Here is a 12,338-nt window from a genome sequence, read left to right on the forward strand (position 1 = left end):
CAGTCCCATCGATTGACGGGGTATATCGCGACGCTTTGACGCGCTCTGCTGACAGACTCTTCATGTAAGCCTGTAACCCGCTCATTCGATAGTGTGCATCCATCCAGTATTTGGCCGTATACTCCTACGTTTTCGACGCCCGCCGAGCGAGGCCACTTTGGACAAGATCCTGATTCGTGGGGCCCGAACCCACAACCTGAAGAACATCGACCTGACCCTGCCCAGGGACAAACTGATCGTCATCACCGGCCTGTCCGGCTCCGGAAAATCATCCCTGGCATTCGACACGCTGTACGCCGAAGGCCAGCGCCGCTACGTCGAATCGCTGTCGGCCTACGCGCGGCAATTTTTGTCGATGATGGAAAAGCCTGACGTCGACACCATCGAAGGTTTGTCGCCAGCCATTTCCATCGAGCAGAAATCGACCTCGCACAACCCGCGCTCGACGGTCGGCACCATCACCGAAATCTACGATTACCTGCGCCTGCTTTACGCTCGCGTGGGTATCCCGCGTTGCCCGGATCACGACATTCCGCTGGAAGCCCAGACCGTCAGCCAGATGGTCGACCTGGTCCTCGCCCAGCCGGAGGGCAGCAAGCTGATGCTGCTGGCCCCGGTGATCCGCGAGCGTAAAGGCGAACACCTTTCGGTCTTCGAAGAACTGCGCGCCCAAGGCTTTGTGCGGGCCCGGGTCAACGGACGGCTCTGCGAGCTGGACGAATTGCCGAAGCTGGACAAGCAGAAGAAGCACTCGATCGATGTGGTGGTCGACCGCTTCAAGGTACGCGCCGACCTGCAACAGCGTTTGGCCGAGTCGTTCGAGACTGCGCTGAAGCTGGCAGACGGCATCGCCCTGGTCGCGCCGATGGACGACGAGCCCGGCGAGGAAATCATCTTCTCCGCACGCTTCGCCTGCCCGATCTGCGGGCATGCCATCAGCGAACTGGAACCCAAGCTGTTCTCCTTCAACAACCCGGCCGGCGCTTGCCCGACGTGTGATGGCCTGGGTGTTAAGCAGTTCTTCGACATCAAGCGATTGGTCAATGGCGAACTGACGCTCGCGGAAGGCGCGATTCGTGGCTGGGACCGGCGCAACGTCTATTACTTCCAGATGCTCGGCTCGTTGGCTTCACACTACAAGTTCAGCCTGGAAGTGCCGTTCAACGAACTGACGGCCGATCAGCAGAAGTTCATCCTGCACGGCAGCGGTTCGCAGAACGTCGACTTCAAATACCTGAACGACCGCGGCGACATCGTCAAACGCTCGCACCCGTTCGAAGGCATCGTGCCGAATCTGGACCGTCGCTACCGCGAAACCGAGTCCGCCTCGGTGCGTGAAGAGCTGGCCAAGTTCCTCAGCACCCAGCCTTGCCCGGATTGCCGTGGTACTCGCCTGCGTCGTGAGGCGCGGCATGTGTGGGTTGGCGAGAAGACGCTGCCGGCGGTGACCAATCTGCCGATTGGCGATGCCTGTGAATATTTCGGCGTGCTGAAACTCACCGGCCGCCGTGGCGAAATTGCTGACAAGATTCTCAAGGAAATTCGCGAGCGACTACAGTTCCTGGTCAACGTTGGCCTGGACTATTTGTCGCTGGACCGCAGTGCGGACACGTTGTCCGGTGGTGAAGCGCAGCGTATCCGTCTGGCCAGCCAGATCGGCGCCGGACTGGTGGGCGTTCTGTACATCCTCGACGAACCGTCGATTGGTTTGCACCAACGGGACAACGATCGGCTGCTCGGTACGCTCAAGCACCTGCGGGACATCGGCAACACGGTGATCGTGGTCGAGCACGACGAAGATGCGATTCGCCTGGCTGACTACGTGGTGGATATCGGTCCGGGCGCAGGTGTACACGGCGGACACATTGTCGCCGAAGGCACGCCAGCCGAAGTCATGGCTCATCCTGATTCGTTGACCGGAAAGTACTTGTCGGGCCGGGTTAAAATTGCAGTCCCGGCCAAACGCACGCCGCGTAACAAGAAGTTGTCGCTGTCCCTCAAGGGCGCCCGTGGCAACAACTTGCGCGATGTCGATCTGGACATCCCGATCGGCCTGCTGACCTGTGTAACCGGCGTATCCGGCTCGGGCAAGTCGACGCTGATCAACAACACCCTGTTCCCGCTTAGCGCTACGGCATTGAACGGTGCGACGACGCTCGAAGCGGCAGCTCACGACAGCATCAAAGGTCTGGAGCATCTGGATAAGGTTGTCGACATCGACCAGAGCCCGATCGGTCGAACGCCACGCTCCAACCCGGCGACCTACACCGGGTTGTTCACCCCGATTCGCGAACTGTTCGCTGGCGTGCCGGAGTCCCGCTCCCGCGGTTACGGCCCTGGACGCTTCTCCTTCAACGTGAAGGGTGGGCGCTGCGAGGCCTGCCAGGGCGATGGTCTGATCAAGGTAGAAATGCACTTCCTGCCGGACATCTATGTCCCGTGCGACGTCTGCAAGAGCAAGCGCTACAACCGCGAAACCCTCGAGATCAAGTACAAGGGCAAGAGCATCCACGAAACCCTCGAGATGACGATCGAGGAAGCGCGGGTGTTCTTCGACGCGGTGCCGGCCCTGGCGCGCAAGCTTCAGACGCTGATGGATGTCGGCCTGTCGTACATCAAGCTCGGGCAGTCAGCGACCACGCTGTCGGGTGGTGAAGCCCAACGGGTGAAGCTGTCCCGCGAATTGTCCAAGCGCGACACCGGCAAGACGCTGTATATCCTCGATGAGCCGACAACTGGCCTGCACTTCGCGGATATTCAGCAGCTACTCGACGTATTGCATCGATTGCGTGACCACGGCAACACCGTGGTGGTGATCGAGCACAATCTGGATGTGATCAAGACGGCCGACTGGTTGGTGGACCTGGGGCCGGAAGGCGGTTCCAAGGGCGGCCAGATCATTGCCGTCGGTACGCCGGAAGAAGTGTCCGAGATGAAGCAGTCTCACACGGGTTTCTACCTCAAGCCGCTGCTGGCTCGCGACAAAGCCTGAATCAGGCCCATGAAAAAGCCCCTGTCACCTCATCGGTGACAGGGGCTTTTTTGTACCCGGTGCAATCAGGCGTGCGATTGCAGGTAATTTTCCAGACCGATCAGCTTGATCAGACCCATCTGCTTTTCGAGCCAGTAGGTGTGGTCTTCTTCGGTGTCATGCAACTGAACCCGCAACATCTCGCGGCTGACATAGTCCTTGTGCTGCTCGCAGAGCTTGATGCCTTTGCAGAGCGCGGCGCGGACCTTGTATTCCAGCCGCAGGTCAGCGGCGAGCATGTCCGGCACAGAAGTGCCGACATCAAGGTCGTCCGGACGCATGCGTGGCGTACCTTCGAGCATCAGAATTCGGCGCATCAGGGCATCAGCGTGCCCGGCCTCTTCTTCCATCTCGTGGTTGATACGTTCGTAGAGCTTGGTGAAACCCCAGTCCTCATACATCCGCGAGTGGACGAAATATTGATCACGCGCCGCCAGTTCGCCGGTCAGCAACGTGTTGAGGTAATCGATTACGTCTGGGTGGCCTTGCATCGCCCTACATCTCCCTGCTTGAAAGTCTGTAGTTTGAACCAAGCAGACTGTTTGGTCACTCTGCTCGCGCTATAAAAGCGAAGATATTCTGAGAAAAGTGGTTTAAATAACGCAAAAACCGCCCTAATGAGGGCGGTTCTGCTTCTCGTTTAGACTTCGTTAAGCTGTACGCCCAACGCCGTTGCGATTGCTTCTCCGTACGCCGGGTCGGCCCTGAAGAAATGCTGCAATTGACGATCAATCACGTCGCTGGAAACCCCGGCCATGGCACCGGCGATGTTGTTGACCAGCAGGGCTTTCTGCTCATCACTCATCAGACGGAACAGCGCACCCGCATGGCTGTAGTAGTCAGTATCTTCGCGATGATCGTAACGATCAGCCGCACCACTCAGCGCCAGCGCTGGCTCTGCATAGCGAGGAGCTTGTTTCGGTGATTCGACGTAGCTGTTCGGCTCGTAGTTAGGTGTCGCACCGCCATTGCTGCCAAACGCCATCGAACCGTCGCGCTGATAGCTGTTCACCGGACTGCGAGGCGCGTTCACCGGCAATTGCTGGTGGTTGGTGCCAATACGGTAGCGGTGAGCATCGGCGTAAGCGAACACTCGCCCTTGCAGCATACGGTCAGGCGACAAACCGACACCCGGGACCATGTTGCTCGGACCGAAAGCGGCTTGCTCGACTTCAGCAAAATAGTTCTGCGGGTTGCGGTTAAGCTCCAATTCGCCCACTTCGATCAGCGGAAACTCTTTCTGCGACCAGGTCTTGGTCACGTCGAACGGGTTCTCGTAGTGCGCTGCGGCCTGAGCCTCAGTCATGATCTGGATGCACACGCGCCATTTCGGAAAATCACCGCGCTCGATCGCGCCGAACAGATCACGCTGTGCGTAATCCGGATCGGTACCGGCCAGGCGTGCTGCCTCTGCTGGCGCCAGGTTTTTAATCCCTTGCTTGGTCTTGTAGTGCCATTTCACCCAGTGACGCTCACCATTGGCGTTGATCAGGCTGTAGGTGTGGCTGCCGAAGCCGTGCATGTGACGGTAGCCATCGGGGATGCCGCGGTCCGAGAACAGAATGGTGACCTGGTGCAACGCCTCAGGTGAGTGCGACCAGAAGTCCCACATCATTTGCGCACTTTTCAGGTTGCTTTGTGGAAGACGTTTTTGAGTGTGAATAAAGTCCGGGAACTTCAAAGGATCACGGATGAAGAACACGGGCGTGTTGTTGCCGACGATGTCCCAGTTGCCTTCTTCGGTGTAGAACTTCAGGGCGAAACCACGTGGATCGCGCTCGGTATCAGCAGAACCGCGCTCGCCGCCCACGGTGGAAAACCGCAGGAAGGTTGGGGTTTGCTTGCCGACAGACTCAAACAGTTTGGCGCTGGTGTACTCGGTGATGTCCCGAGTTACGGTGAACGTACCGTAAGCACCGGAACCTTTGGCATGTACACGGCGCTCAGGGATGTTTTCACGGTTGAAGTGGGCAAGCTTCTCGATCAGGTGAAAGTCGTCGAGCAGCAGCGGGCCACGAGGGCCGGCGGAACGGGAATTCTGGTTATCAGCGACAGGAGCGCCACTGGCAGTGGTAAGTGTTTTATTTTGGCTCATGCGATCTCTTCCTTTGTCAGTATTTTGAACTGCCGGCTAATCGGCTTGGGACGGAGTATTGACCATTGATCAGGAAGGCTACAAATTCATTAATTTGCAGAGATCAATAGAAAAATACTACCAACGAATCCCGTTCGCAGCATGACGGCATGGATCGCAGGAAAGCTTGTATAAACAGCGCGTTTCTTACAGACACAAAAAACCGGGCACTAGGCCCGGTTCTTCGTTTCAGACTGACGTCTTACTCAGCGGATACAGCTTCACCACCGGCAGGACGATCAACCAACTCGACGTACGCCATAGGCGCGTTGTCGCCAGTGCGGAAACCGCACTTGAGGATGCGCAGGTAGCCACCCTCACGGGTAGCGTAACGCTTGCCCAGGTCGTTGAAGAGCTTACCAACGATAGCTTTCGAACGAGTACGGTCGAAAGCCAGACGGCGGTTAGCCAGGCTGTCTGTCTTGGCCAAAGTGATCAGCGGCTCAGCAACGCGACGCAGTTCTTTAGCTTTCGGCAGTGTAGTTTTGATCAGCTCGTGCTCGAACAGCGACACTGCCATGTTTTGAAACATGGCCTTGCGGTGCGAGCTAGTGCGGCTCAGGTGACGACCACTTTTACGATGACGCATGGTTCATTCCTTACCAAACACAACGTTCGGTGATTACGACGATCAGGCAGTCGCCTTGTCGTCCTTCTTAAGACTTGCAGGCGGCCAGTTGTCGAGGCGCATGCCGAGGGACAGACCGCGGGAGGCCAGAACGTCCTTGATTTCAGTCAAGGATTTCTTGCCAAGGTTCGGAGTCTTCAACAGCTCTACTTCGGTACGCTGAATCAGGTCACCGATGTAGTAGATGTTTTCCGCCTTAAGGCAGTTAGCCGAACGTACAGTCAGTTCCAGATCGTCAACCGGGCGAAGCAGGATCGGATCGATCTCGTCTTCCTGCTCGACAACCACTGGCTCACTGTCACCTTTGAGGTCGACGAACGCAGCCAACTGCTGTTGCAGAATGGTTGCAGCGCGGCGAATTGCCTCTTCAGGATCCAGAGTACCGTTGGTTTCCAGATCAATAACCAGCTTGTCCAGGTTAGTACGCTGTTCGACACGGGCGTTTTCCACCACGTATGCGATACGGCGAACCGGGCTGAACGAAGAGTCAAGCTGCAAGCGACCGATGCTGCGGCTTTCGTCTTCATCGCTCTGACGCGAGTCTGCCGGTTCATAACCACGACCACGAGCTACGGTGAGCTTCATGTTCAGGGCGCCGTTAGACGCCAGGTTAGCGATTACGTGATCGGGGTTAACGATCTCGACATCATGATCCAGCTGAATATCGGCAGCGGTAACCACCCCCGAACCCTTCTTCGACAAGGTCAGCGTAACTTCGTCACGGCCGTGCAGCTTGATAGCCAGACCTTTAAGGTTCAACAGGATTTCAATTACGTCTTCCTGTACACCTTCGATGGCGCTGTACTCATGGAGCACACCGTCAATCTCGGCCTCGACTACTGCGCAGCCGGGCATTGAGGACAACAGGATGCGGCGCAGCGCGTTGCCCAGGGTGTGGCCGAAACCACGCTCGAGAGGCTCGAGAGTGATCTTGGCGCGGGTTGGACTGACAACCTGCACATCAATATGGCGGGGTGTCAGGAACTCATTTACCGAAATCTGCATGGATGCACCTATTTTCTAGCCCTTACTTGGAGTAGAGCTCGACAATCAGGCTTTCGTTGATGTCGGCGGACAGATCACTGCGAGCAGGAACGTTCTTGAAAACGCCCGACTTCTTCTCAGTGTCTACTTCTACCCATTCTACGCGGCCACGTTGGGCACACAGATCGAGAGCTTGGACAATGCGAAGTTGGTTCTTTGCTTTCTCGCGAATCGCGACCACGTCACCAGCACGAACCTGGTACGACGGCACGTTTACGGTCTGACCGTTAACGCTTACGGATTTGTGCGATACCAGCTGACGGGATTCGGCACGAGTAGAGCCAAAACCCATACGGTATACAACGTTGTCCAGACGGCATTCGAGCAGTTGCAACAGGTTTTCGCCAGTTGCGCCTTTCTTGCCAGCAGCTTCTTTGTAGTAGCCGCTGAATTGACGCTCGAGAACGCCGTAGATACGACGGACCTTCTGCTTTTCACGCAGTTGGGTGCCGTAATCGGACTGGCGACCGCGGCGTTGGCCGTGGATACCAGGTGCTGCTTCAATGTTGCACTTCGATTCAATCGCGCGCACGCCGCTCTTCAAGAAGAGATCGGTGCCTTCGCGACGAGCGAGTTTGCATTTTGGACCAATGTAACGAGCCATTCTTTACAATCTCCTGGATTACACGCGGCGCTTCTTCGGCGGACGGCACCCGTTGTGCGGGATTGGCGTCACGTCGGTGATGCTGGCGATCTTGTAGCCACAGCCGTTCAAAGCGCGGACTGCAGATTCACGACCTGGGCCTGGACCTTTGACGTTAACGTCGAGGTTTTTCAGACCGTATTCCAGCGCAGCTTGACCAGCACGTTCAGCAGCTACTTGAGCAGCAAACGGGGTGGACTTGCGGGAACCGCGGAAACCCGAACCACCGGAGGTAGCCCAGGAAAGAGCGTTGCCTTGACGGTCGGTGATGGTCACGATTGTGTTGTTAAAAGATGCATGGATGTGGGCGATGCCATCAACCACTGTCTTTTTAACTTTTTTACGAGGACGAGCAGCAGGTTTAGCCATGATTAATTTCCTGTCGATTCGCTGGGGCGATTACTTGCGGATCGGCTTACGCGGACCTTTACGGGTACGCGCGTTAGTCTTGGTACGCTGACCGCGCACTGGAAGACCACGACGATGACGCAGACCGCGATAGCAACCGAGGTCCATCAAACGCTTGATTTTCATGTTGATTTCGCGACGCAGGTCACCTTCAGTGGTGAACTTCGCCACTTCGCCACGCAGCTGTTCAATCTGCTCGTCGCTCAGATCTTTGATCTTTGCGGCTGGGTTTACCCCAGTCACTGCACAGATCTTCTGTGCAGTAGTGCGACCAACACCATAGATGTAGGTCAGCGAGATAACAGTATGCTTGTTATCTGGAATGTTAACGCCTGCAATACGGGCCATTCAGTGGGACTCCAATTGACAGCTACCTACGCCCCGGAAGCCAAGAAATAGGGCGCGAGATAATATCGCTGTAATAACAAATAATCAACCCGGCAGCGCACTAGCTGCCGGGCTTGAAGCACAATCACACTCAGCCTTGGCGCTGTTTGTGACGCGGTTCCGCGCTGCAAATTACTCGAACAACACCTTCGCGGCGAATAATCTTGCAGTTACGGCACAGCTTTTTCACCGATGCACGAACTTTCATCACCAACTCCTCGAACCTTATGGGTACTCAGCGCAACATGCCGCTGCCGTAACCCTTCAGGTTGGCTTTCTTCATCAGGGATTCGTACTGGTGCGAAACGAGGTGCGATTGTACTTGGGACATGAAGTCCATCACAACCACGACGACGATCAGCAACGAGGTCCCGCCAAGGTAGAACGGTACGTTTGCTGCAACCACCAGGAACTGGGGCAACAGGCACACGGCCGTCATGTAAAGAGCACCGAACATGGTCAAGCGAGTCAGAACGCCATCAATGTAGCGCGCAGACTGCTCACCTGGACGGATGCCCGGAATAAAGGCACCGGACTTCTTCAGGTTTTCCGCTACGTCTTTCGGATTGAACATCAACGCCGTATAGAAGAAGCAGAAGAAAATAATCCCTGCACTAAACAGCAGAATATTCAACGGCTGACCAGGAGCGATCGACTGCGAGATGTCCTGCAACCAGCCCATACCTTCAGACTGGCCGAACCAGGCACCCAACGAAGCCGGGAACAGCAAAATGCTGCTCGCGAAAATGGCCGGAATAACGCCGGCCATGTTCACCTTCAGCGGCAAGTGGCTAGTCTGCGCAGCGAAGACCTTGCGGCCCTGCTGACGCTTGGCGTAGTGAACAGCAATACGACGCTGACCACGCTCAATGAACACCACGAAACCGATAATCGCTACTGCCAGCAAACCGATGGCAACCAGGGCGAAGATGTTGATATCACCCTGACGCGCAGACTCGAAAGACTGCCCGATCGCTCTCGGAAGACCGGCGACGATACCCGAAAAAATCAACATCGAGATACCGTTGCCAACACCACGCTCAGTAATCTGCTCACCCAGCCACATCATGAACATCGCACCAGCCACAAAAGTGGATACCGCGACGAAATGGAAGCCAAAGTCACCAGTGAACGCAACGCCCTGCCCTGCCAGACCAATGGACATGCCAATTGCCTGAACGAGAGCGAGGACGACAGTGCCGTAGCGGGTGTACTGGCTGATCTTGCGACGGCCAGCTTCACCTTCCTTCTTCAACTGTTCCAACTGCGGGCTGACGGCGGTCATCAGTTGCATGATGATCGATGCCGAAATGTACGGCATGATCCCCAGCGCAAAGATGCTCATCCGTTCCAGCGCGCCGCCGGAAAACATGTTGAACAAGCTAAGAATGGTCCCCTCATTCTGTCGAAACAGGTCCGCGAGTCGGTCCGGGTTGATACCTGGAACCGGGATGTGTGCGCCTATTCGGTAGACGATAATCGCCAGGAACAGAAAACGCAGACGAGCCCAGAGTTCAGACATACCGCCTTTGCCGAGCGCAGAGAGAGCACCTTGCTTAGCCATTTATTCCTCGAACTTGCCGCCAGCTGCTTCGATAGCCGCACGCGCACCTTTGGTGGCGCCGATTCCCTTTCCGATGGTGACAGCGCGAGTAACTTCGCCGGACAGCATGATTTTCACACGCTGTACGTTGACGTTGATCACGTTGGCATCTTTCAGGGACTGCACGGTGACGATGTCGCCTTCCACTTTAGCCAGCTCGGACAGACGCACTTCTGCGCGGTCCATGGCTTTCAGGGAAACGAAACCGAACTTCGGCAGGCGACGATGCAGCGGCTGTTGACCGCCTTCAAAGCCTGGAGCAATGGTGCCACCGGAGCGGGAGGATTGACCTTTGTGGCCACGGCCACCGGTCTTACCCAAACCACTACCGATACCACGGCCCGGACGATGCTTTTCGCGACGGGAACCCGGCGCTGGACTCAGATCATTGAGTTTCATCGATTAACCCTCGACACGCAGCATGTAGTAAGCCTTGTTGATCATCCCGCGATTCTCGGGAGTATCAAGTACTTCTACAGTGTGACCGATGCGACGCAGACCCAGACCCTTAACGCACAGTTTGTGGTTAGGGATGCGGCCGGTCATGCTTTTGATCAGCGTAACTTTAACGGTAGCCATGATCAGAAGATCTCCTTGACGCTTTTGCCACGCTTGGCGGCAATGGATTCAGGAGACTGCATAGCTTTCAAACCTTTGAAAGTGGCGTGAACCACGTTTACCGGGTTAGTCGAGCCGTAGCACTTGGCCAGAACGTTCTGAACGCCAGCAACTTCGAGGACAGCACGCATAGCGCCGCCAGCGATGATACCGGTACCTTCAGAAGCAGGCTGCATGTACACCTTCGAAGCGCCGTGACCGGACTTCATTGCGTACTGCAGAGTGGTGCCGTTCAGATCAACTTGGATCATGTTGCGGCGAGCAGCTTCCATTGCCTTCTGGATCGCAGCAGGCACTTCACGCGACTTGCCACGGCCGAAGCCAACACGCCCTTTACCATCACCCACCACGGTCAACGCGGTGAAAGTGAAGATACGGCCGCCTTTAACGGTTTTGGCTACGCGGTTAACTTGAACCAGCTTCTCAATGTAGCCTTCGTCGCGCTTTTGGTCGTTATTTGACATAACTTAGAACTCCAGCCCAGCTTCACGAGCAGCATCAGCCAGCGCCTTGACGCGGCCATGGTACTTGAAGCCAGAGCGGTCGAAAGCCACCTGCGAGACGCCAGCGGCTTTAGCACGCGTAGCGACCAGCTGGCCAACCTTAGTGGCCGCGTCGATGTTGCCAGTGGCGCCATCACGCAGTTCTTTATCCAAAGTCGAGGCAGATGCCAGGACTTTGTTGCCGTCGGCCGAAATGACCTGGGCGTAGATGTGCTGCGACGAGCGGAACACGCAGAGACGCACGACTTCGAGTTCGTGCATTTTCAGGCGTGCTTTGCGAGCGCGACGCAGTCGAGTAACTTTTTTGTCGGTCATTTGCTATGCCCTACTTCTTCTTGGCTTCTTTACGACGGACGACTTCGTCCGCGTAGCGCACACCTTTGCCTTTGTACGGCTCTGGTGGACGGAAGTCGCGGATCTCGGCGGCCACTTGACCTACCAGCTGCTTATCGATACCCCGGATCAGGATGTCGGTTTGGCTAGGAGTCTCAGCGGTGATGCCTTCCGGCAGTTCATAATCCACTGGGTGCGAGAAGCCAAGAGCCAGGTTCAGCACTGTGCCTTTTGCTTGCGCTTTGTAACCAACACCGACCAGCTGGAGCTTGCGCTCGAAGCCTTGGCTTACGCCTTGGACCATGTTGTTTACCAACGCACGAGTGGTACCAGCCATTGCGCGAGTTTGTTGATCGCCATTGCGAGCAGCGAAACGCAGCTCACCAGCTTCTTCAACGATCTCAACGGACGAATGGATGTTCAGTTCGAGAGTGCCCTTGGCACCCTTCACCGAAAGCTGTTGGCCTGCGAATTTTACTTCGACACCGGCTGGCAGCTTAACGGGGTTCTTAGCGACGCGTGACATGCTTATCCCCCCTTAGAACACAGTGCAAAGAACTTCGCCGCCGACACCGGCAGCGCGCGCAGCACGATCCGTCATCACACCTTTGTTGGTGGAGACGATAGACACACCGAGACCGCCACGAACTTTTGGCAGATCATCGACGGACTTGTACTGACGCAGGCCTGGACGGCTAACGCGCTTCACTTCTTCGATAACCGGACGGCCTTCGAAGTACTTCAGCTCGATGGACAGCAGTGGTTTGATTTCGCTGCTGATCTGATAACCCGCAATGTAACCTTCGTCCTTCAGGACTTTGGCAACAGCTACCTTCAAAGTAGAAGATGGCATGCTTACGACGGACTTTTCAGCCATCTGGGCATTACGGATTCGAGTTAGCATGTCCGCTAACGGGTCCTGCATACTCATGGGCTAGACGCTCCTAATACAAAAAAATTAGCCTTGCGGCTACTACTTGTCGCCGAGCTCATCCATGCGAAAAAA

Annotated in this window: 16 protein-coding genes; 1 reads left to right on the forward strand and 15 read right to left on the reverse strand. The window is 56.2% G+C overall.

Annotated elements, in window-relative coordinates:
* The first annotated feature begins 157 nt into the window (after positions 1 to 157).
* On the forward strand, positions 158 to 2,992 hold the full coding sequence (gene uvrA / locus QF010_RS30070; protein ID WP_033059462.1) for an excinuclease ABC subunit UvrA: 2,835 nt from the start codon (positions 158 to 160) through the stop codon (positions 2,990 to 2,992).
* Positions 2,993 to 3,057: 65 nt separating this feature from the next.
* Here uvrA and bfr read toward each other — a convergent pair whose 3' ends face one another.
* The 15 genes from bfr to rpsH all read right to left on the reverse strand — a co-directional run bounded on the left by bfr (position 3,058) and on the right by rpsH (position 12,263).
* Positions 3,058 to 3,522, reverse strand: coding sequence for a bacterioferritin (bfr, locus tag QF010_RS30075; protein ID WP_033059463.1), 465 nt, complete (start codon positions 3,520 to 3,522; stop codon positions 3,058 to 3,060).
* A gap of 149 nt (positions 3,523 to 3,671) precedes the next feature.
* A complete protein-coding gene (locus tag QF010_RS30080) occupies positions 3,672 to 5,126 on the reverse strand; it encodes a catalase (RefSeq protein ID WP_429534536.1) in 1,455 nt (484 codons plus the stop codon).
* Positions 5,127 to 5,367: 241 nt separating this feature from the next.
* The gene (gene rplQ, locus QF010_RS30085; RefSeq protein ID WP_008145500.1) at positions 5,368 to 5,754 is read right to left on the reverse strand and encodes a 50S ribosomal protein L17; all 387 of its coding nucleotides are present in this window, start codon (positions 5,752 to 5,754) and stop codon (positions 5,368 to 5,370) included.
* A gap of 42 nt (positions 5,755 to 5,796) precedes the next feature.
* Positions 5,797 to 6,798 carry a DNA-directed RNA polymerase subunit alpha gene (locus QF010_RS30090; protein WP_003186012.1) on the reverse strand — a complete coding sequence of 334 codons (1,002 nt, stop codon included), beginning with the start codon at positions 6,796 to 6,798 and terminating at the stop codon, positions 5,797 to 5,799.
* A gap of 22 nt (positions 6,799 to 6,820) precedes the next feature.
* Positions 6,821 to 7,441: a 30S ribosomal protein S4 gene (rpsD, locus tag QF010_RS30095; protein WP_003210056.1), complete on the reverse strand. Its 621-nt coding sequence runs from the start codon at positions 7,439 to 7,441 to the stop codon at positions 6,821 to 6,823.
* Positions 7,442 to 7,459: 18 nt separating this feature from the next.
* Positions 7,460 to 7,849, reverse strand: a complete 390-nt coding sequence (gene rpsK, locus QF010_RS30100) for a 30S ribosomal protein S11 (protein WP_002555466.1) — start codon at positions 7,847 to 7,849, stop codon at positions 7,460 to 7,462.
* 30 nt (positions 7,850 to 7,879) lie between these two features.
* Positions 7,880 to 8,236 (reverse strand): 30S ribosomal protein S13, encoded by a 357-nt coding sequence (rpsM, locus tag QF010_RS30105; RefSeq protein ID WP_003186020.1) that lies wholly within the window; start codon positions 8,234 to 8,236, stop codon positions 7,880 to 7,882.
* Between the two features lie 130 nt (positions 8,237 to 8,366).
* Positions 8,367 to 8,483, reverse strand: coding sequence for a 50S ribosomal protein L36 (gene rpmJ / locus QF010_RS30110; RefSeq protein ID WP_002555468.1), 117 nt, complete (start codon positions 8,481 to 8,483; stop codon positions 8,367 to 8,369).
* 27 nt (positions 8,484 to 8,510) lie between these two features.
* Positions 8,511 to 9,839, reverse strand: coding sequence for a preprotein translocase subunit SecY (gene secY / locus QF010_RS30115; RefSeq protein WP_003228718.1), 1,329 nt, complete (start codon positions 9,837 to 9,839; stop codon positions 8,511 to 8,513).
* A complete protein-coding gene (rplO, locus tag QF010_RS30120; protein WP_007896782.1) occupies positions 9,840 to 10,277 on the reverse strand; it encodes a 50S ribosomal protein L15 in 438 nt (145 codons plus the stop codon).
* 3 nt (positions 10,278 to 10,280) lie between these two features.
* Positions 10,281 to 10,457, reverse strand: a complete 177-nt coding sequence (gene rpmD / locus QF010_RS30125; RefSeq protein WP_003186033.1) for a 50S ribosomal protein L30 — start codon at positions 10,455 to 10,457, stop codon at positions 10,281 to 10,283.
* 2 nt (positions 10,458 to 10,459) lie between these two features.
* Positions 10,460 to 10,960, reverse strand: coding sequence for a 30S ribosomal protein S5 (gene rpsE, locus QF010_RS30130; RefSeq protein ID WP_007943782.1), 501 nt, complete (start codon positions 10,958 to 10,960; stop codon positions 10,460 to 10,462).
* A gap of 3 nt (positions 10,961 to 10,963) precedes the next feature.
* Complete coding sequence (rplR, locus tag QF010_RS30135) at positions 10,964 to 11,314, reverse strand: 50S ribosomal protein L18 (RefSeq protein ID WP_003186037.1); 351 nt, start codon at positions 11,312 to 11,314, stop codon at positions 10,964 to 10,966.
* A gap of 10 nt (positions 11,315 to 11,324) precedes the next feature.
* Positions 11,325 to 11,858 (reverse strand): 50S ribosomal protein L6, encoded by a 534-nt coding sequence (gene rplF, locus QF010_RS30140; protein ID WP_007896774.1) that lies wholly within the window; start codon positions 11,856 to 11,858, stop codon positions 11,325 to 11,327.
* Between the two features lie 12 nt (positions 11,859 to 11,870).
* Positions 11,871 to 12,263: a 30S ribosomal protein S8 gene (gene rpsH, locus QF010_RS30145; protein WP_003186040.1), complete on the reverse strand. Its 393-nt coding sequence runs from the start codon at positions 12,261 to 12,263 to the stop codon at positions 11,871 to 11,873.
* Between the last annotated feature and the right edge of the window lie 75 nt (positions 12,264 to 12,338).

This window comes from Pseudomonas silensiensis (assembly GCF_050434865.1).
GTDB classification, from domain to species: domain Bacteria; phylum Pseudomonadota; class Gammaproteobacteria; order Pseudomonadales; family Pseudomonadaceae; genus Aquipseudomonas; species Aquipseudomonas fluorescens_W.

Bases quoted from the DNA above. Each gene is read 5' to 3' on its own strand.
- rplO (WP_007896782.1), bottom strand. From the start codon at position 10,277: ATGAAACTCAATGATCTGAGTCCAGCGCCGGGTTCCCGTCGCGAAAAG.
- rpsE (WP_007943782.1), bottom strand. From the start codon at position 10,960: ATGTCAAATAACGACCAAAAGCGCGACGAAGGCTACATTGAGAAGCTG.
- bfr (WP_033059463.1), bottom strand. From the start codon at position 3,522: ATGCAAGGCCACCCAGACGTAATCGATTACCTCAACACGTTGCTGACC.
- rpsH (WP_003186040.1), bottom strand. From the start codon at position 12,263: ATGAGTATGCAGGACCCGTTAGCGGACATGCTAACTCGAATCCGTAAT.
- rplF (WP_007896774.1), bottom strand. From the start codon at position 11,858: ATGTCACGCGTCGCTAAGAACCCCGTTAAGCTGCCAGCCGGTGTCGAA.
- rpmD (WP_003186033.1), bottom strand. From the start codon at position 10,457: ATGGCTACCGTTAAAGTTACGCTGATCAAAAGCATGACCGGCCGCATC.
- QF010_RS30080 (WP_429534536.1), bottom strand. From the start codon at position 5,126: ATGAGCCAAAATAAAACACTTACCACTGCCAGTGGCGCTCCTGTCGCT.
- rplQ (WP_008145500.1), bottom strand. From the start codon at position 5,754: ATGCGTCATCGTAAAAGTGGTCGTCACCTGAGCCGCACTAGCTCGCAC.
- rpsD (WP_003210056.1), bottom strand. From the start codon at position 7,441: ATGGCTCGTTACATTGGTCCAAAATGCAAACTCGCTCGTCGCGAAGGC.
- rpmJ (WP_002555468.1), bottom strand. From the start codon at position 8,483: ATGAAAGTTCGTGCATCGGTGAAAAAGCTGTGCCGTAACTGCAAGATT.
- QF010_RS30090 (WP_003186012.1), bottom strand. From the start codon at position 6,798: ATGCAGATTTCGGTAAATGAGTTCCTGACACCCCGCCATATTGATGTG.
- rpsM (WP_003186020.1), bottom strand. From the start codon at position 8,236: ATGGCCCGTATTGCAGGCGTTAACATTCCAGATAACAAGCATACTGTT.
- rpsK (WP_002555466.1), bottom strand. From the start codon at position 7,849: ATGGCTAAACCTGCTGCTCGTCCTCGTAAAAAAGTTAAAAAGACAGTG.
- secY (WP_003228718.1), bottom strand. From the start codon at position 9,839: ATGGCTAAGCAAGGTGCTCTCTCTGCGCTCGGCAAAGGCGGTATGTCT.
- rplR (WP_003186037.1), bottom strand. From the start codon at position 11,314: ATGACCGACAAAAAAGTTACTCGACTGCGTCGCGCTCGCAAAGCACGC.